Genomic DNA, 18195 nt, shown 5'->3' with positions numbered 1-18195 from the left:
ATGTTCAAGCGCCTGCTGCGGCACCCTGCGACGCTCACGGCGGCGGCGCGCCTGATCGGCCTCTATCTGGCCTTCGTCTACGCGACCACGCGCTGGACCTTCCTGGGCCGGGACGACATGGCGGCGGCCGTGGCCTCGGGCCGCCCCCTCATGGTCTCCTTCTGGCACGAACGCCTGCCGATGATGCCCATGCTCTGGCGCCTGGCGCGGGAGCATTTCCCGGTGCTGCGCCCGCGCCAGACCCATGTGCTGGTCTCCCGCCACCGGGACGGCCGCTTCATCGGCGACATCATCGCCCGCTTCCAGCTCGACACCGTCCATGGCTCCACCTCGCGCGGCGGGGCCTCGGGCATGATGAGCATCCTGCGCCTGCTGGCGCGCGGCGACCTCGCGGCCATCACCCCCGACGGTCCCCGCGGCCCGCGGCGGGAGGCGGCGCCGGGCGTCGCCCAGCTCGGCGCCACGGCGCGGGCCGCGGTCATCCCCTGCGCGGCGGCCACGACACGGCGCCGCATGCTGCGCTCCTGGGACCGGATGATGCTGCCCCTGCCCTTCGGGCGCGGGGTGGTGGTGGTGCTCCCGGCGGTCTTCGTGTCGCGGGACGATATCGAGGGCGGGCGGCAGGCCATCGCCGCCGGAATGAACGCGGCCTGCGCCATCGCCGATGCCTGGGCGGCGGGCCGCCCGCTGCCCCAGGTCCAGGTCCAGCCCACCCAAACGGCGGATGCGCCCCAAGGCGCTCCCCGGGGCGGGCCTTACCCGGGATGACGCCCGGCAGCCTGGCCTGGGACGCCACGGCACGGCTGACGGCGCCGTTCTGGCGCCTGCACCTGCGGCGCCGCGCCCGGCGGAACAAGGAGATCCCCACCCGCCTGCAGGAGCGCGAGGGCGGCGGCGCGGCGCGGCCACCGGGCCGGCTGCTCTGGCTGCACGGCGCCAGCGTGGGGGAAAGCCTCTCCATCCTGCCGCTGATCGAGGCGCTGGCCCGGCGCGATCCGGCGCTGCACTTCCTGGTCACCACCGGCACCGTCACCTCGGCGGAGCTGCTGATGCGCCGCCTGCCGGAAACGCTCCGCCCCCGGCTGCAGCATCGCTTCGTGCCGCTGGACGTGCCGGGCTGGGCGGACCGCTTCCTGCAGGGCTGGCGGCCGGATGCCGGGGTCTTCGTGGAAAGCGAGGTCTGGCCGAACCTGCTGGCCGCGACCCGCCGGGCGCGGGTTCCGATGCTCCTGGTCAATGCCCGCCTCTCGGAACGCTCGGCACGCGGCTGGCGCTGGGCGCCGGGCCTGGCGCGGGAAGCCTTCTCCACCTTCCGCCTGGTGCTGGCGCAGAGCGAGGCCGACGCGGCACGGCTGCGCGCCGCCGGGGCCGGGGCTGTGCGGGTCGCCGGCAACCTGAAATACGCCGCCTCCCCCTGCCCGCCGATCCGGCGGAACTGGCCCGCCTGCGCCGGCTGGTCGGCGCCCGGCCCGTCCTCTTCGCCGCCAGCACCCATGCCGGGGAGGAGGAGATCCTGGCCCGGGCGCATGAGCGACTCGCAGCCCGCCTGCCCGGGCTTCTCACGGTGATCGCTCCGCGCCATCCGGAGCGCGGAGCGGAGCTGGCCACCCTCCTGCCCGGCGCGGTCCGCCGCGGCGCGGGCGGCGAGCCGGGGCCGGAGACCGGCCTCTACCTCGCCGACACGCTGGGTGAGCTTGGCCTCTTCTACCGGCTGGCGGGGGTGGCGGTGATCGGCAAGTCCCTGCTGGCACCCGGCGGCGGGCAGAATCCGCTGGAACCGGCGCGGCTCGGCTGCCCGATCCTGCTCGGCCCGCATATGGGCAACTTCGCCGACGTCACCGCCCGGCTGCTGGCCGCGGGCGGGGCGGTGCAGCTTCCCCCGGCTCCGGCGGCCGCCGATCCGGCCATGCTGGCGGATGCCGCGCACGCCGTGCTAACCGATACGCGGCGGGCGGAACTGCTGCGACAGGGTGCCGCCCGCGTCGCGGAAGGGGCATCGGGGCTGGCGGAGGACGTCGCCCGGACGATCGCGGAACTGCTGCCCAAGCCGCCCTCCCCGGGAATCCCCCGGGAATGCCAGGAAGAGAGGACCTGACCGGACCGATGCGTGCCCCCGAGTTCTGGAGCGGGGACGGTGGGGGAGTGCTGCCCCTGCTCCTGTCCCCCCTGGCCGCGCTCTATGCCCAGGCAACCGCGAGGCGGGTCGCCAAACCGGGCTGGAAGGCCCCGGTGCCGGTCATCTGCTGCGGCAACGTCACCGCCGGCGGCGCCGGCAAGACGGTGCTGGCGCTTGATCTCGGCCGCCGCCTCGCCAACCGCGGCATCAACGTGCATTTCCTCTCGCGCGGCTATGGCGGCAAGCTGAAGGGGCCGCTGCGGGTCGATCCGGCGAAGCACGACAGCCACGACGTCGGCGACGAGGCCCTGCTGCTGGCGGCGGAACGCCCGGCCTGGATCTCCGGCGACCGCGCCGCCGGCGCCCGCGCGGCGATCGAGGGCGGCGCCCAGGCCATCGTCATGGATGACGGGCTGCAGAACCCGACGCTGGAGAAGGACCTGGCGCTGCTGACCATCGACGGCTCCTACGGCTTCGGCAACGGGCGGGTGATCCCCGCCGGGCCGCTGCGCGAAGCCGTGGAAACCGCCGCCGCGCGCTGCCGCGCCGCGATCCTGATCGGCGAGGACCGCACCGGCGCGCTGGCGCAACTGCCGCCGAAACTGCCGGTGCTGCGCGGCAAGCTGGTGCCCGGGCCGGAGGCCAGGATGCTGGTGGGCCAGCCGGTCTTCGCCTTCTGCGGCATCGGCAACCCGCTGAAGTTCTTCGCCAGCCTGCAGGAGGCCGGGGCGGTCATCGCCGGCCGCGCCGCCTATGCCGACCACTACCCCTTCGATGCCGGGGACCTGCGGGAGCTGCTCGCCGAGGCCGACCGGCTGCGCGCCATCCCCGTCACCACGCGCAAGGATTTCGTCCGCCTGCCGCAGGCTTTCCGCGCCCGGATCACGGTGCTGAACATCACCCTCGCCTGGGAGGAACCCGCCACCATCGAGGCGCTGATCGACCCTCTGGCCCAGCGGGTGCCGATCCCGGCCTGAGCGGGTCCCGCCCCCGCTCCGCCGGCCCATCTGCCATCCACAGCGGCTGGTGCTCCGCTTCGGCTCCCCCACCCTCTGTGCCACCGGCATGGGCCTGGCGGCGGCCGAGCGGGCGCTGATGCTGACGGGTCTGCGGGCGTATGCCCCGTTGGGCATCGGCCTCCTCCTCGGCTCCGGCACCTTCCGGACGCCCAACACCAGCAGCATCATGGTCAGCGTGGCGGCCAACCGGCGCGGCATCGCCAACGGCATCTGCTCCATGCTCCAGAACACGGGGCACGTGACCGGCGCCGCCCCGTCTCTGTCCATCGTCACCAGCCCGCTGATGATGGACAGCAAGCAGGCGGTCTACAGCGGCCCCTCCGCCACTTCCCGCCACAGGATCCGGGCGCGCTGATCGGCGCCTATCACGTCGCCCTCTGCGTGATGATCGGCTTCTGCGCGGTTGGCGCCGCGCTTTCGCTGCTGCGCCGCCCCGCCCAGCGATCCTGAGCGCGGAAACCCACCGCGCCGCGTGTCATCGGAGTTTCATTTGCAAAAGGCTGGCCGGGTCGCCACCGGATGCGCCGCAACAACCCGCCGATCCGACTCATGCCGCATCGCCCCGCCGCCTCGCGCCGCGCCCTTCTCCTCGCCTCCCCGTTGCTGCTGGGCCTCGCCTTGCCGGCCTGGGCCGAGGAGGCGCCCCCCTATGTCACCCCGCGCCAGATCGACCTGACTGTGCTGCTGCCGCCGCCGCCGGACGCCGCGGTGCAGCGGATCGAGCTGGACCGGGTCGTCGCGGTCCAGACGGAGGCCAGCCCCGAGCGAATCGCCCAGGCCGTGGCGGATGCGAAGGAAAGCCTGTTCGACATGTTCGGCGGCATCCTCGGCGGCTCGCTGGACCGGGCGGCGCTGCCCAGGGCGGCCCTGCTGTTCGACCGGGTCGGCGCCTCGGAGGACGCCACGGTGGACGCGGCCAAGCCCTTCTTCGGCCGGGTCCGCCCCTATCTGGCCGACCCGCGCGTGAAGGCCCTGGTGCCTGCCTCGAAAAGCGGTTCCTGGCCCTCCGGCCACACCACCCGGGTGACCATGAGCGCCATCGTCCTCGCCGCCATGCTGCCGGAAAAGCGGGCGGAGATCTGGGAACGGGCGCGGGACTATGCCTGGAGCCGGGTGATCGGCGGCATGCACTATCCGAGCGACCTGGAAGCCGGCCAGCGCGCCGGCACCGCCATGGCGGCGATCCTCTTCGCCGATCCGGCCTTCCAGGCGGATTTCGCGGCAGCCAAAACGGAGCTGCGGAGCGCCCTGCGCCTCTGACCGGTCCGCCGGCGGGACCACCTCCGCGCCCGGCCCCGGGGAAGGCCCAGCCTCTCGCGGCTGCGGCACCGCTGAGCCGGTGCCGCGCCTCTGGCCCGGGGGCGACGGCAGCGGCCTTTCCCCGGGGCCGGACGCAAGGTGCCGCGTCCTGGAATGTCCAAGGAAGGAATGGCCGGCAAAAGCCGCCGCCCGGCCTCAATCCCCGAGATAGCGCGCCCGCAGATGGCGGGTGAAAGCCGCCGGATCGAGTGGCCCGCCGGTCGCCTCCCGCAGCAGGTCCTGGAAACCCAGGCTCGCCGCCTTGCCATGGATGTTGGGCCGCAGCCAGCCGAGCAGCGGCGTGAAATCCCCCCGCGCCAGGGCCGCGTCGATCCCCGGCACGGCGGCGCGGGCGGCCGCCATGATCTGCGCCGCCGCCATGGCGCCGAGCGTGTAGGACGGGAAATAGCCGAAGGCGCCATCGTACCAGTGGATGTCCTGCAGGCAGCCGCGCCGGTCGTCCGGCGGCGTCAGGCCGAGCAGGCCCTGGAACCCCTCGTTCCAGGCCCCCGGCAGGTCGGCCACGGCGAGGTCGCCGCCGATCAGCGCCCGTTCCAGCCGGAAGCGCAGGATGACATGTGCCGGATAGGTCATCTCGTCCGCATCGACGCGGATGAAGCCGCGCGCCACCCGCCGCCAGAGCCGCCCCAGATTGGCGCCCTCATAAGCCTCCGCCGCCCCGCCGAAGGCGGCATGGAGCTGCGGCCCCAGCCAGGAGAGGAAGGCATCGGACCGGCAGGCCTGCACCTCGATCAGCAGGGACTGCGATTCATGCGCCGCCATGCCGGCGGCCTCGCCCACCGGCTGCCGCTCCCAGGCCTCCGGCAGCCCGCGCTCATAGAGCGCATGCCCCGTCTCATGCGCCACGCCGAGCAGCGCCTGGGCGAAGTTGCCCTCGTCATAGCGCGTGGTGATCCGCGCATCGGCGGGCGTGCCGCCCGAGAAGGGATGCGCGCTCTCGTCCAGCCGCGCATGGGTGAAGTCCAGCCCGATCCGCTCGGAAAGCTGGCGGCAGAGCCGCTTCTGGATCTCCACCGGGAAGGGTCCGGCGGGCTCGACCGGCGCCGGGCGGCGCGCCTGGACCGCCTCGGCTTCGGGCAGCGCCTCCTTCAGGAAGGTCTCGTAGGCGGCGAAGACCGGCTCCACATCCGCCGCCCCGATGCCGCGCTGGAACCCGTCCATCAGCGCGTCATAGGGGGCGAGGCCGGTGGCGCCGGACAGCGCCGCCGCCTCCTCGCGCTGGAGGCGCACCACCTCCTCCAGATACGGCCGCACCATGGCGAAGTCGGAGGCGGCGCGCGCCTTGCGCCAGACCTTCTCGCAGGCGCTGTTGGCGCGCGAGACCGCCTCCACCAGATCCCCCGGCAGGCAGGCGGCGCGGGTATGGGCCCGCCGCATCAGGGCGAGATTGGCGGCATCCCAGGGCTCCGCCGGTGGGCTGGCCTCGGCGGCGGCGAGATCCTCCGCCACCGCGGGCGCCGTCAGCAACTCGTGCGACAGCCCCGCCAGCACGGCGAGCTGCTCGCCGCGCGAGGCGCCGCCGCCCTCGGGCATCATCGCGGAAGCGTCCCAGCCCAGCATGGCACTCGCCTCGCCCAGCGCGCCGATGCGGTTGAAGCGGGACTTCAGGCGGAGATAGGGGTCGTTCGTCATGCGAAATCCTTCAGGCGGGGTCCTTCAGGCGGCGCCAGGCAAAGACGGCGAAGACGCCGACCAGCGCCAGGGCGGTGCCGTACCAGGTGATGGCATAGCCGAGATGCGGGTTGTCCGGCCGCGGCATGGCGCGGGCCGGCCGGGGCAACGCGGACGCCTCGGGGCCCGCGGCCAGGGCCACCAGCGCATAGGGCGCCACCTGCGCCAGCCCCAGGGCCGGGCCGATCACCGCCGGATCGAAGGTATAGAAGCGCCGCCCGGCGGGATCGTCACTGGCGGCGAAAACATTGTGCCCATCGGCGGGGCGGACCCAGCCGGTGACGCTCACCACCCCCTCCGGATGGCTGACCGGCGCCTTGCGCTCCAGCGGCACCCAGCCCCGGTTGACCAGCACGGGCGGGCCATCCGCCCGTTCCAGCGGCGTGACCAGGAAGGCGCCCAGCACGGCATCCCGCACCTCCAGCCCGACCATCGCCTCGCGGTCGTTCAGGAAACGTCCGGTGGCGACCACCTTGGAAAGCGCCTCCGGCGGATCGCGCAGCGCCCGGGGCGGCCCCGCCTCGGCGGCGTCGATGCGGGCCAGGAGGTCGGTCTTCCAGTGCAGGCGCCGGACCTGCCAGTTCCCGAGCGCCACCAGCGCCACGAGAACCGGCAGGACGCAGAGGAAGGGAAGCAGCAGGCGGCGAAGACGGGTCATCGAGGCGCTTCAGTTCGGGCCGGAAGGTTCCTGCCCTCTCCGCCACGCCACGTCCAGCCATCGCGGATCGCGCGGCGCCGCCAGCGGCCAGGCCGTTCCGGCGGTCTTTTCCATCGCTTCCGTCATGAGGCAGACTACTCGGGAAATCTTGTGGGGGATGTCCGATGGTCCAGGTGCGGGTTTCACCGGCGGAGTTCGACGCGGTGCTGGACAGGATCGGCGGGGGCGTTCCCGATGCCGCCGAATACGTCCGTCTGACGAAATGCGTGCTCGACATGCCCGATGCGGCACGCCTCAACGAACTCGATCCCTTCTCGAACGACTATCGCCAGGGTGTCCTCGACCTGTATCTGACCCTGCGCTCGCGTCCGGATGAGGGCAGCGCGGGCGGCTATCACCCCGAGCGCGACGAAGCCCCCTCCTACACCATCCCGGAAGCGATCTGGACCGGGCTGGTGCCCTGGAGCTTCCGGGACGCGGCCATGACGGGCGAGCACCTTTACGCCTGGGGGCACATCCTCCGGCACCTCGGCCTTCAGCCGGGTGGCTCCGTGCTGGAATACGGCCCGGGCAGCGGCCAGTTGCTGCTGATGCTGGCCCGGATGGGCTACCGCGCCTGCGGGGTCGATATCGACACGGTCGCCGTCGAGGTGATCCGGCGGCAGGCCGCGGAAATGGACCTGCCCGTCGAGGTGGAGCAGGCCCGCTTCGGCCAAGGCTTCGGAACGGAGCGCTTCGACGCCGTGGTGTTCTACGAAGCCTTCCACCACTCGGTCGATTTCCAGGCCCTGTTGCGGCGCCTCCACGACCGGATCAAGCCGGGCGGGCGGCTGCTGCTCTGCGGTGAGCCTGTGGTCGAGGCTCCCCGTCCCGATATCCCCTATGCCTGGGGTCCGCGCCTCGATGCCCTCTCGGTCTTCTGCATGCGCCGCTTCGGCTGGATGGAACTGGGCTTCTCGCACGGCTTCCTGATGGAGGCCGCCCGGCGCGCCGGATGGCAGGCTGCCTTCCACCCCTTCCCCGATTGCGGCCGGGCCAGCCTCTACGTCCTGACCCCGATGACCGGCGAGGCCGGAACACCCCCGGAGACCGAACGGCCCGGCACATCCGCCCTCCCCCCCCCCCGCTAACCTGGAAGGCGAAAACGAGGCCCTGCTCCGCTCGATCCTGGATTCCACCACATGGCGCGCCACCCGGCCCCTGCGCCGGATGGCACACTGGCTCACGCGCCGCCCCGGCCAGCCGCCACTCTGATCGGCCGCATATCCGGATCAGACCGAAACCTCGCCCTCCTCCATGCCGTCCCAATAGGTGATCCGGCTCGCATGGACCTGGATCAGCGTCAGGCCGGGCGTGTCCACGCCCTGCTCGAACCACCGGTCCAGTTCCTTGTTCCAGTGCTCCTGGAAGGCCCCCTTGTCCCGGATCAGTTCCGCCTCGCCCTCCACGGCGATGAAGAGCGGCCTCTGCCCCAGCAGCCCCTGGCTGCCGGTGAAGGAGAGCGCCACCTTCGGGTCGCGCCCGATCTCCTCGACGGTATGGGTGCTCTCCAGGGCGAAGAACCAGGAATCGCCCTTGTACTCGACATCGCCGTTGTTGCTCATCGGCCGGCTGGCGATGTGGCCGTTCCCGGCATGGGTCGAGAACATGCAGTAGTCGATCTTGCTCATGAGCCTGGACAGATCGGACAGGCTCATCCCGCTGGTCGTCCGGGTCATCGTCGTCCTCCCGCAATTCACCGGGAATGAACGCGCGCCGATGCCCTTGTTTGCCGCGCCCCGGTGCCAACGGGGGCGCGGCGCGCCCGCACGGTCAGTGGGCGGCGATCTCGCCGGCCCCCCACCAGTAGATGAAGACGAAGAGGAAGAGCCACACCACGTCCACGAAATGCCAGTACCAGGCGGCGGCCTCGAAGCCGAAATGCCGCTTCGGCGTGAACTGCCCCGCATAGGCGCGGAACCAGCAGACCGCCAGGAAGATGGTGCCCACGATGACGTGGAAGCCGTGGAAGCCGGTCGCCAGGAAGAAGACCGAGGGATAGATGCCGCCATCCACGAAGGCGAAGGGCGCCTCGCCATACTCCCAGAACTGGAAGAAGGAGAAGCTGAGGCCCAGCAGCACGGTGATCCCCAGCCCCCGCAGGACCGACTTCCGGTCGCCCTCCAGCATCGCATGATGCGCCCAGGTCACCGTGGTGCCGGACAGCAGCAGGATCATGGTGTTCAGGAAGGGCAGGCCGAAGGGGTCGAAGGTATGCACCCCATGCGGCGGCCAGACGGCCGGCGCGGCGGCGCCGGACACATGCTCCGGGAACAGCGCGAAGTGGAAATAGGCCCAGAAGAAGGCCACGAAGAACATCACCTCGGAGGCGATGAACAGCGCCATGCCATAGCGCAGGCCGATCTGCACGATCGGCGTATAGACGCCCGGGGTGCGCGATTCGCGGATCACGTCGCGCCACCAGCCGGCCATGCTGCCCAGCACGCCCAGGATGCCGACGCCCAGCACCCAGTGGATGTTGCTGTGCGCGAAGAGGACGATCCCCAGCAGCATGGTTCCCGCCGCCAGCGCGGCGATCATCGGCCAGGGCGAGGGTTCGACGAGGTGATAGGGATGCTTGTGGAGCGGCGGGGCGTCAGGAATGTCGGTGCCGAGGGTCCCCATGGTCGTTTCCGTGCTGGCCATTACGCATCCCGTTCGGATTCACCACGGCCGGGCGCCGCAGCTTTTGGTTACGCCATCAATCCCGCGAAATCCGCCCCCGATCAAGTCGGGAGAGGCCAGGGCACGGTGCCCGGCGGAAGGCGGCGCCCCGTCACGGCGTGGCGGAGGCCGCCTTGCCCACATGCGGCCCGGCATGGGCCAGCGCCCCGGCGCGCTGCGCATCCTCCAGCGTGCGGAAGAAGGTGTAGCTGAGCGTGACCGTGCGGATGTCGCGGGTGTTCGGGTCCTGGAGCATCGCCGGATCGACCCAGAAGGTGACCGGCATCTCCACCTTCTGCCCGGGCTGGAGCGTCTGAGCGTCGAAGCAGAAACAGGCCGTCTTGTGGAAATAGGGCCCCATCACCTCCGGCGTGACGTTGTAGAGGGCGATCCCCTCCACCGGAGTCGCGGCCCTGTTCTCGGCCTCGTAGAAGGCCAGCCCCTGCTCTCCGGGCTTCAGCGCCATGCTCCGCTGCACGGCCCCGAAGCGCCAGGGCAGGCCGGGATGGGTCTGGGCGTCGAAGCGCACGGTGATGCCGCGCTCCCCCTGCGGTGCTCCAGGGGCCGCCGGCCCGCCGATCCGCGGCGTGCCGTTATAGCCGGTGACCTGGCAGAACAGCGTATAGAGCGGCACCGCGGCGAAGGAGACGCCGACCATGGCCACCGCCGCGCCCAGCGCCGCGAGGCCAAGGCGGCGGTTGCGGCGGGCGAGGTCCGCTGCGGGGCGGGGGAGGAGTCGCGATCGCTCGGCATCACCCCCGAAGCAGTAGCGCCTGCGGCCCACCCGGCTCAAGACATGCCTTTTCCGCGCCGGAGGATGGATGGCACGGATTCGTCCCGCAGATTTGTCCGGCCGGACAGGCCCCCCGGAATTGTCCCGGCCCGGCGGCCGACCCAGGATGGCCCCCCCATCGGAAAGGGTGCGACATGGTGGCCGATCATCCCAGCATCAGGACCGGCGAGGACAGCGCCGACCGGACCGGCTGGCCCGCCGCGGCGGCGATCCTGTTCTTCGGCCTGCTCGGCGCCTGGCTCATGAGCCGCGGCCCGGCGCAGCACGAGGCGGCCGTCCCGGTCGCCGCCCAGCCCGCGCATCCGCCCGCCGCCCCACCCGTCGCCGCGATGATCCCGCCCATCGTCACCCCGGCACCCGCGCCATCCGCCCCGGTGCCAGCTCCCGCCACCCCGGCCCCCACCACCTCCGGCGCGGCCCCCGCCACGGCACAGGCTCCCGCCCTGGCTCTGCCGGCCTCCCCGCTGGCCCGGCTGTTCCTGGACTATGACGGCACGGTCTGGCGGGCCACCGGCCGCCTGCCCGACGAGGCCACCCTCCGGCGCGTGACCGAGGCCCTGAACGCCGCCTTTGGCACCGCGGCGGTCCGCACCGATCTGGTGATCGACCCCAATGCCGGGCCCACGCCCTGGATGGACTGGTTCGGCCAGACCCTTTCCGCCTTGCGCCTGCCCACCCTGGGCCTGCCCGGCCTGCGGGCGCTGTTCCAGCCCGGCCAGCTCCGCATCGGCGGCAGCCTGCCCGATGCCGAGCGCGACCAGCTCATCGCCACCCTGCGCACGCAACTGCCGGACAGCCTCCGAATCGCTCCCCTGCCGGATGCGACCGGGCTGCGGATCGAGGACGCGACGGCGGAAACCATGCGCGCCCTGTCCACCCTGCCGAGCGGCTTCAGCCCCGCCATGCTGGTCCGGGCGCTGAACCTGTCCATCGTGAACTTCCCCACCGCCGGCGCCGAGATCCCGCCGGACAGCCTGCCCCTGATCCGCGAGGCCGCCACCCGCCTGCGGCAGTTGCCGCCCGGCACGGTGATCGAGGTCAGCGGCCACACGGACAACACCGGCGATCCGGAGATCAACCGCACCCTCTCCCAGCGCCGGGCCGAGGCCGTGCGCGCCGCCCTGGTGGCCGATGGCGCTCCGGCGGATCAGTTGGTGGCCAAGGGCTATGGCAGCGACCAGCCCGTCGCGGACAACGCGACCGAGGAAGGCCGCTTCCGCAACCGCCGCATCGAGTACCGGGTGAGCGGGTAGCACCGGCCCCGTGGGAGAGGCGCCGCCCCTCCCATACCCTCTCCGCCCATGACCAGGATGGGGGACCGAAGCCGGTCCCCGGACCCCAGGCTTTCGTTGGCGCTGGTGGTGAGCGTCAGCCTGACGCCCGATCTCTGGGAGCAGGTGGATCAGCTGGCCCCCGAAAAGAAAGAATCCTCCCCCGCGCTGGCGGCGCCGGCAATCGCCGGAGAGCATGGCTCTCCGGCGATTGCCGGCCGCGGGAAGCACCAACGAATGGGAGGTCCAGGAACCTCAGGTTCCTGGCGGATAGGGGGGTCCGGGGGGAAAGGCAGCGTCTTTCCTCCTGGCCGGTGTCACGAGGTCTGCGACATCCGGACGATGGCGATCAGATAGAACAGCACCACCAGCCCCAGCAGAGCCGCCAGGAGGGCCCAGTTCCGTGCCCGGCGGCGGCGGTGGAAATCCGCCTTCTCCTCCGGCGTCATGCGGACGGGTTCGAACTCAGCCAAGGATCAGCCGGTCGGCCGCCAGGGCGGCGAAGAGCAGGGCGAGGTGCAGCAGGGAGAAGCGGAAGCAGCGCTTGGCCGGGGCATCCTTGGTCAGGCTGCGCCCCTGCGGGTCCTGTTCGTCGCGCAGCACCTTCCAGGCGCACCAGGCGAAGCCCAGCCCCAGCAGCACCGCCGCCACGCCATAGATCGGCCCGGCGAGGCCCAGCGGCCAAGGTGCCACCGCCAGCGGGAAGAGCACCAGCGTGTAGAGCATGATCTGGCGCCGCGTCTCCTTCGCCCCCGCCACCACCGGCAGCATCGGCACCCCGGCGCGCTGGTAGTCGCCATGCGCCCAGAGGGAGAGCGACCAGAAATGCGGCGGCGTCCAGGCGAAGACGATGGCGAAGAGCAGCAGCGGCAGCAGATCCACCGAGCCGGTCACCGCGGCCCAGCCGATCACCGGGGGAAAGGCCCCGGCGGCGCCGCCGATGACGATGTTCTGCGGCGTCCGGCGCTTCAGCCACATGGTGTAGACGAAGACATAGAAGAGGATCGATCCGGCGAGCCAGCCGGCGGCCATCCAGTTGGTGGCCAGCCCCATCACCGCGACCGAGGCGATGGCCAGCACCACGCCGAAGGCCAGCGCAGCCTCCGCCCGGACACGCCCGGCGGGGATGGGCCGGTTGGCCGTGCGGCGCATCACCGCGTCGATGTCGCGGTCGTACCACATGTTGATGGCCCCCGCCGCCCCGGCCGCGACGGCGATGCACAGCACCGCGACCGAACCCAGCAGCAGGTTGATGGAGCCGGGCGCCACCAGCATCCCGATGAAGCCGGTAAAGACGACCAGGGTCATCACCCGCGGCTTGAGCAGGGCGAACCAGTCGCGGATCTCGGAAAAATCGGGTGTGGATGCGTCGAAGGGGGCCGCAGCCCCCTTCTCGCCGATGGCGCTCTGGCTCATGCCGGGCTCTTTAGCGGATCCTCGGCAGTTCGTCGAAGGTATGGAAGGGGGGCGGGCTGCTGACCTGCCATTCCAAAGTCGTGGCCCCCTCACCCCAGGGATTGGCCGCCGCCTTCTCCTTCCGCGCGAAGGTCAGGTAGATCACATAGAAGAATAGCAGCATCGAGGCGCCGGAGATGAAGGCGCCGACCGAGGCCACCGCGTTCCAGCCCCAGAAGGCATCCGGATAATCCGGATAGCGGCGCGGCATGCCCTGGGCGCCCAGGAAGTGCATCGGGAAGAAGGTCAGGTTCACCCCGATGAAGGTCATCCAGAAATGCACCTTCCCCCAGAATTCCGGGTACTGGTAGCCACTCATCTTGCCGATCCAGTAATAGAACCCGGCATAGATCCCAAAGACGGCGCCCAGCGAAAGAACATAATGGAAATGCGCCACCACATAATAGGTGTTGTGCAGGATCACATCCACCGAGGCATTGGAAAGCTTCACGCCGGACACGCCGCCGACCGTGAAGAGAAAGACGAAGCCAATGGCAAAGAGCATCGGCGTCTTGAACTCGATGGAACCGCCCCACATCGTGGCGATCCAGGAGAAGATCTTGATGCCGGTCGGCACCGCGATGATCATCGTGGCCGCCATGAAATAGGCCCGCGTGTCCACCGAGATGCCGGAGGTGAACATGTGGTGCGCCCAGACCACGAAGCCCACCACCCCGATCGCCACCATGGCATAGGCCATGCCGAGATAGCCGAAGATCGGCTTGCGGCTGAAGGTGGACAGGACGTGCGACACGATCCCGAAGGCCGGCAGGATCATGATGTAGACCTCGGGGTGCCCGAAGAACCAGAACAGGTGCTGGAACAGCACCGGGTCGCCGCCACCCTCCGGCTTGAAGAAGGAGGTGCCGAAGTTCCGGTCGGTGATCAGCATGGTGATCGCGCCACCCAGCACGGGCACCGAAAGCAGCAGCAGGAAGGCCGTCACCAGCATCGACCAGACGAACAGCGGCATCTTGTGCAGCGTCATGCCCGGGGCGCGCATGTTGAAGATGGTGGTGATGAAGTTGGCCGCCCCCAGGATCGAGGAGGCGCCGGCCAGGTGCAGGCCGAACAGCGCCATGTCCACGCCCATGCTGGGCTGGTACTGGATGTCGGAGAGCGGCGGGTACAGTGTCCAGCCCGTGCCGGCACCGCCGACGAAGAGGCTGGCGACCGTCAGCGCCAGCGCCGGCACCAGCAGCCAGAAGGAGATGTTGTTCAGCCGCGGGAAGGCCATGTCCGGCGCGCCGATCATGATCGGCACGAACCAGTTGCCAAAGCCGCCGATCAGCGCGGGCATGACCACATAGAACACCATCAGCACGCCATGGGCGGTGACGGCGATGTTCCAGCTCTGCCCATCGGCGAAGAACTGCAGCCCGGGCTCCAGCAGCTCCAGCCGCATGATCATCGACAGCCCGATGCCGACCAGCGCCGAGACCAGGGCGAAGCCGATATAGAGGGTGCCGATATCCTTGTGGTTGGTGCTGAAGAACCACCGCGACACGAAGCCAGGCTTGTGGTCGTGATGGTCGTCGTGATGGGTATGGGCGTCCGTGACGGTGGCCATGGCTTCTTTTCCCGTCCTTACCGCCCCTGGGGGCGGACCTCCGCGACTTCGGTCTTCATCTCGTCAGGCCAGCCGGGGCCCTGGCCCTGGGCGAACTTCGTCTTGGCCTGTTCCACCCAGGCATCGAACTCCGCCCGGGGCACCACGCGCACGGCGATCGGCATGAACCAGTGGTTGGTGCCGCAGATCTGGTTGCACTGGCCATAGAAGGTGCCCTCCCGGTCGGCCTCGAACCAGGTCTCCATGGCCCGGCCGGGGATGGTGTATTTCTGCACCCCCAGCGACGGCACGAAGAAGGAATGGATCACGTCGTGCCCGGTGGCCAGGACCCGCACCTTGGCGCCCACCGGCACCACCAGCGGATTGTCCACCGCGAGGTTGCGCAACTGGCCGGGCTTCAGGTCCGCCTGGGCGATGGGATAGCTGTCGAAGGCGAAGTTGCCGTTGTCCGGATAGCTGTAGTGCCAGTACCACTGCCGCCCCTGCACGCCGATGGTGATGTCGGGGTCCACCGCCCGGTCCTCGTAATAGATCAGGCGGAAGGAGGGGATGGCGATCACCAGCAGGATCACCACCGGGATCACCGTCCAGGCGATCTCCAGCACCGTGTGGTGGCTGGTGCGCGACGGCGTCGGATTGACCGAGGCGCGATAGCGGTACGCCACCCAGCCCAGCAGCCCCGCCACGAAGGCGGTGATGACGATGATGATCCACAGCACCAGCGTGTTGAAGTCGTGGATCGCTTCCTTCACCGGCCCCGCGGCGGCCTGGAGGCCGAGGCCCCAGGGAGTCGGCGCCCCGGTTGCCTGGGCATCCGTCCCCTGTGCCCATGCCGTGGCCCCGGAGGTCACGAAGGGGGCCAACACAGCCCCCGTGAACCCTCCGGCCAGTGCCGTCGCGATTGTCCGCCGCATGCCCCGCCCCGATGATCCCATTGCCGGTTATTTATGCCGGCCGCCGTTCCGGTCCCTTGCGCCGCTGCCGCCATGGGGGGCGGTGCCGCGCTTTTGTTTCCGGACCGGTGCCCGGTCCTTGAACCTTGGGTAAATCACGCGCCAGCGGGAGTGACAAGGTGCGGTGGCCTCAGCCGGGCAGATCGGGCCCCGACGGCTCCCCCTCCACCTCGGTCTCCACCTCCTCGCTCACATGGTCCGTCATGTCGGTGAGCATCGAGCGCACATGCTCATCCCCCACGGCATAGAAGACCTGCCGCCCCCGCCGCTCGGCCTGCAGCAGCCGCGCCGCGCGCAGCAGCCGCAGGTGGTGGGACACGAGGCTGCCGGAGATCCCCAGGCGATCCGCGATATCCCCCACCGCGACCGCCGAATCGAGGCAGGAGAGGATGATCCTCAGACGCGTGGGGTCGCTCATCAGCCGGAAGGTCTCGGCGAGCTCCACCACCTGGTCCTCGCCGATCCGTCCACGAAATTGTCGCATGGCGCGCAGCTTCGTCCGCGCCGGGCTTTCGCGCAAGCACCGGCCGGCACGCGGGCCGCCCAGGGAGTACCCCGGGGAGCGCACCGGGGAGCACCCATGCGGCCGCGTCGCCCATGCCACCGCCCGGGCGGCCTTGACCCGGGGCGCTGGCGCCACGACCTTTTCCGCCAGCAACTGGAGATGATGGCGGCCATGAGCGAGCTGACCAAGGCTGTGAGCGACGAGACCTTCCAGGCCGACGTGCTGCAGGCGCCGGGCCCCGTGCTGGTGGATTTCTGGGCCGAATGGTGTGGCCCCTGCCGGCAGGTGGCCCCGATTCTCGACGAGGTGGCGCGGGACTATGCCGACAAGCTCACCGTGGCCAAGGTGAACATCGACGAGAATCCGGGCTCCCCGAACGACTACGCGGTGCGTGGCATCCCCACCATGATCCTGTTCCGCGACGGCAAGCCGGTGGGCACGCTGGTCGGGGCGCAGCCGCGCAGCAAGCTGCGCGAATGGCTGGACAGCAACCTGGCCTGAGCCCAGACGGGACAGGACAGGCGGGACGGGAGCGGCATGAGCGAGACGCCTGGAACCCCGGCGGTCCCCTCGCCCGCTCCCCCTGCGTCTTCTCCCCTTCCGGCCTCTCCCCCTTCGGCCACGCCACCGCCCGCCAGGGGCGCCGGCCCACCAAGGCGGCACGGGCCGGACTATCTGGGCATGGGCGTGCTGCTGGGGGTGGTCGCGACCATCCTCGCCGCCTGGTGGGTCTTCCCCATCCTGATGCGGATCGTGAACTACGGCGACTGCATCGGCTCCGGCCGCATCACAGGCTGTTGAAGCCGCCGGCCCATCAGGCCGGCGGCGTGCCGTTCGCTTTCAGGATCTCGCCCGCCAGATAGAGGCTGCCGCAGATCAGCACCCGGGCGGCTTCCCGGGGGTCGGCCTCGCGCAGCAGGGCCTCCAGCGCATCCTCCACCCGGGGGCCGATGCGGGCCACGCCGCCGCTGGCGGCCACGATCTCCTCCGGCGTCATCGCCAGATGCTGCCCCGGCTCCGCCACCGCCCAGACCGAGGCGGCCCGCGGCAGCAGCGGCCGCAGGAAATCCTCCGCCGCCTTGGACTTCTTGATCCCGACCAGCAGATGCGCCGGCCGGTCGCCCCAGGCGCCCAGGTGCTCCGCCAGCACCTCCCCGGCCCCGGCATTGTGGCCGCCATCCAGCCAGAGCTCCCAGCCCGGCGGCAGCTTCTCCGCCAGATGCCCCGTGTCGAGGCGCTGCAGCCGCGCGGGCCAGCGCGCCTCCCGGAAGCCTCCGGCGGCGGCGGATTCGCTCAGCCAGTCCGGGTTCCAGGCCCGCAGCGCCGCCAGGGCGAGCCCGGCATTGTCGATCTGGTGCGGCCCCGGCAGCCCGGGCCGCGGCAGGCGCAGCACCCCGGCCCCGTCGCGGTAGAGCAGCCCCTCCCCCTCCGGTCCGATCTCCCAGTCCCGCCCCCGGCGCAGCAGCACCGCCCCGGCCTCGGCGGCGACACGCTCGATCGCCGCCATCGCCTCGGGCGCCTGGAAGCCCGTCACCAGCGGCACGCCGGGCCGGGCGATGCCCGCCTTCTCCGCCGCGATCCCGGCCAGGCTGTTCCCCAGGAATTCCACATGGTCCATCGAGACCGAGGCCACGGCGCAGGCCGCCGGGCGCGGCACCACATTGGTCGCGTCGAAACGCCCGCCGAGCCCGACCTCCAGCACCAGCAGGTCCGCCGGCACCCGGGCGAAGAGCAGGAAGGCGGTCGCCGTGGTGATCTCGAAGACGCTGATCCCCTCCCCGGCATTGGCCCGCTCCACCTCCTCCAGCGCGGCGGCCAGAACCTCCTCCTCCACCAGCCGCCCCGCCAGCCGGATGCGCTCGTGGAAGCGCACCAGATGCGGCGAGGTATAGGCATGCACCCGCTGGCCCGCCGCCTCGGCGATGGCGCGGGCGAAGGCACAGGTGCTGCCCTTGCCGTTGGTGCCCGCCACATGGATCACCGGCGGCAGGTGCCGCTCCGGATGGCCCAGCGCCGCCAGGCAGCGCTCGATCCGCCCGGTGCTGAGGTCCATCAGCTTGGGATGCAGCGCGTGCAGCCGGTCCACGATCCGCTCCGCCCGTCCCGGCTCCAGGCCCGTGGGCAGGCGCAGCGAAGGGTCGAGCTGCCCCGATGCCATGGA

The 18195-nt window shown here is 71.0% G+C and carries 21 protein-coding genes; 10 read left to right on the top strand and 11 right to left on the bottom strand.

Features of this window, described 5'->3' with window-relative positions; genetic code table 11:
- The 6 genes from MVG78_RS06565 to MVG78_RS06540 all read left to right on the top strand — a co-directional run bounded on the left by MVG78_RS06565 (position 1) and on the right by MVG78_RS06540 (position 4395).
- Positions 1 to 768 carry a lysophospholipid acyltransferase family protein gene (locus MVG78_RS06565; protein ID WP_247559249.1) on the top strand — a complete coding sequence of 256 codons (768 nt, stop codon included), beginning with the start codon at positions 1 to 3 and terminating at the stop codon, positions 766 to 768.
- Entirely contained in the window at positions 765 to 1568 is an 804-nt protein-coding gene (locus MVG78_RS06560) for a 3-deoxy-D-manno-octulosonic acid transferase (RefSeq protein ID WP_247559247.1), read from the top strand. The genes MVG78_RS06565 and MVG78_RS06560 overlap by 4 nt, the downstream gene beginning before the upstream one ends.
- On the top strand, positions 1565 to 2095 hold the full coding sequence (locus MVG78_RS06555) for a 3-deoxy-D-manno-octulosonic acid transferase (RefSeq protein ID WP_247559245.1): 531 nt from the start codon (positions 1565 to 1567) through the stop codon (positions 2093 to 2095). The genes MVG78_RS06560 and MVG78_RS06555 overlap by 4 nt, the downstream gene beginning before the upstream one ends.
- An 8-nt stretch (positions 2096 to 2103) precedes the next feature.
- On the top strand, positions 2104 to 3093 hold the full coding sequence (gene lpxK, locus MVG78_RS06550) for a tetraacyldisaccharide 4'-kinase (protein WP_247559243.1): 990 nt from the start codon (positions 2104 to 2106) through the stop codon (positions 3091 to 3093).
- Between the two features lie 49 nt (positions 3094 to 3142).
- Positions 3143 to 3490, top strand: coding sequence for an MFS transporter (locus MVG78_RS06545; RefSeq protein WP_247559241.1), 348 nt, complete (start codon positions 3143 to 3145; stop codon positions 3488 to 3490).
- Positions 3491 to 3654: 164 nt separating this feature from the next.
- On the top strand, positions 3655 to 4395 hold the full coding sequence (locus MVG78_RS06540) for an acid phosphatase (protein WP_247559239.1): 741 nt from the start codon (positions 3655 to 3657) through the stop codon (positions 4393 to 4395).
- 195 nt (positions 4396 to 4590) lie between these two features.
- On the opposite strand, the gene MVG78_RS06535 is transcribed toward MVG78_RS06540, so the two are convergent.
- Both MVG78_RS06535 and MVG78_RS06530 read right to left on the bottom strand, forming a co-directional pair.
- Entirely contained in the window at positions 4591 to 6087 is a 1497-nt protein-coding gene (locus MVG78_RS06535) for a carboxypeptidase M32 (protein ID WP_247559237.1), read from the bottom strand.
- A gap of 10 nt (positions 6088 to 6097) precedes the next feature.
- Complete coding sequence (locus tag MVG78_RS06530; protein ID WP_247559235.1) at positions 6098 to 6784, bottom strand: SURF1 family protein; 687 nt, start codon at positions 6782 to 6784, stop codon at positions 6098 to 6100.
- Between the two features lie 164 nt (positions 6785 to 6948).
- Here MVG78_RS06530 and MVG78_RS06525 point away from each other — a divergent pair, with 164 nt between their 5' ends.
- Positions 6949 to 7914, top strand: a complete 966-nt coding sequence (locus MVG78_RS06525; RefSeq protein ID WP_247559233.1) for a class I SAM-dependent methyltransferase — start codon at positions 6949 to 6951, stop codon at positions 7912 to 7914.
- Positions 7915 to 8055: 141 nt separating this feature from the next.
- Here the strand turns inward: MVG78_RS06525 and MVG78_RS06520 are convergent, their stop codons facing one another.
- The 3 genes from MVG78_RS06520 to MVG78_RS06510 form a co-directional block, all read right to left on the bottom strand.
- Positions 8056 to 8502: a pyridoxamine 5'-phosphate oxidase family protein gene (locus MVG78_RS06520; protein WP_247559231.1), complete on the bottom strand. Its 447-nt coding sequence runs from the start codon at positions 8500 to 8502 to the stop codon at positions 8056 to 8058.
- A gap of 94 nt (positions 8503 to 8596) precedes the next feature.
- Positions 8597 to 9448, bottom strand: coding sequence for a cytochrome c oxidase subunit 3 (locus tag MVG78_RS06515; RefSeq protein ID WP_247559230.1), 852 nt, complete (start codon positions 9446 to 9448; stop codon positions 8597 to 8599).
- 151 nt (positions 9449 to 9599) lie between these two features.
- Positions 9600 to 10271, bottom strand: coding sequence for a cytochrome c oxidase assembly protein (locus MVG78_RS06510; RefSeq protein ID WP_247560338.1), 672 nt, complete (start codon positions 10269 to 10271; stop codon positions 9600 to 9602).
- A gap of 143 nt (positions 10272 to 10414) precedes the next feature.
- On the opposite strand from MVG78_RS06510, the gene MVG78_RS06505 reads away from it, so the two are divergent.
- Positions 10415 to 11533 carry an OmpA family protein gene (locus MVG78_RS06505; RefSeq protein ID WP_247559228.1) on the top strand — a complete coding sequence of 373 codons (1119 nt, stop codon included), beginning with the start codon at positions 10415 to 10417 and terminating at the stop codon, positions 11531 to 11533.
- A gap of 335 nt (positions 11534 to 11868) precedes the next feature.
- Here the strand turns inward: MVG78_RS06505 and MVG78_RS06500 are convergent, their stop codons facing one another.
- The 5 genes from MVG78_RS06500 to MVG78_RS06480 form a co-directional block, all read right to left on the bottom strand.
- Positions 11869 to 12024: a cytochrome c oxidase system small membrane protein gene (locus MVG78_RS06500; RefSeq protein WP_247559226.1), complete on the bottom strand. Its 156-nt coding sequence runs from the start codon at positions 12022 to 12024 to the stop codon at positions 11869 to 11871.
- On the bottom strand, positions 12017 to 12967 hold the full coding sequence (locus tag MVG78_RS06495) for a heme o synthase (protein WP_247559224.1): 951 nt from the start codon (positions 12965 to 12967) through the stop codon (positions 12017 to 12019). Before MVG78_RS06495 ends, MVG78_RS06500 begins: the two co-directional genes overlap by 8 nt.
- A 10-nt stretch (positions 12968 to 12977) precedes the next feature.
- Positions 12978 to 14576, bottom strand: a complete 1599-nt coding sequence (gene ctaD / locus MVG78_RS06490; protein ID WP_247559222.1) for a cytochrome c oxidase subunit I — start codon at positions 14574 to 14576, stop codon at positions 12978 to 12980.
- 17 nt (positions 14577 to 14593) lie between these two features.
- Positions 14594 to 15442, bottom strand: coding sequence for a cytochrome c oxidase subunit II (gene coxB, locus MVG78_RS06485; RefSeq protein ID WP_428480762.1), 849 nt, complete (start codon positions 15440 to 15442; stop codon positions 14594 to 14596).
- 217 nt (positions 15443 to 15659) lie between these two features.
- Positions 15660 to 16013 carry an ArsR/SmtB family transcription factor gene (locus MVG78_RS06480; protein WP_247559218.1) on the bottom strand — a complete coding sequence of 118 codons (354 nt, stop codon included), beginning with the start codon at positions 16011 to 16013 and terminating at the stop codon, positions 15660 to 15662.
- 192 nt (positions 16014 to 16205) lie between these two features.
- Between MVG78_RS06480 and trxA the strand changes: the two genes are divergently transcribed.
- Positions 16206 to 16535: a thioredoxin TrxA gene (trxA, locus tag MVG78_RS06475; protein ID WP_247559216.1), complete on the top strand. Its 330-nt coding sequence runs from the start codon at positions 16206 to 16208 to the stop codon at positions 16533 to 16535.
- A gap of 36 nt (positions 16536 to 16571) precedes the next feature.
- On the top strand, positions 16572 to 16835 hold the full coding sequence (locus MVG78_RS06470) for a hypothetical protein (protein WP_247559214.1): 264 nt from the start codon (positions 16572 to 16574) through the stop codon (positions 16833 to 16835).
- A gap of 13 nt (positions 16836 to 16848) precedes the next feature.
- Here MVG78_RS06470 and MVG78_RS06465 read toward each other — a convergent pair whose 3' ends face one another.
- The gene (locus tag MVG78_RS06465; protein ID WP_247560337.1) at positions 16849 to 18192 is read right to left on the bottom strand and encodes a bifunctional folylpolyglutamate synthase/dihydrofolate synthase; all 1344 of its coding nucleotides are present in this window, start codon (positions 18190 to 18192) and stop codon (positions 16849 to 16851) included.
- Positions 18193 to 18195 lie beyond the last annotated feature (3 nt).

Source organism: Roseomonas gilardii subsp. gilardii, assembly GCF_023078375.1.
GTDB lineage: Bacteria > Pseudomonadota > Alphaproteobacteria > Acetobacterales > Acetobacteraceae > Roseomonas > Roseomonas gilardii.
Note: the sequence above shows the minus strand (reverse complement) of the source record. Positions and strands in the feature narration are given on the sequence as shown.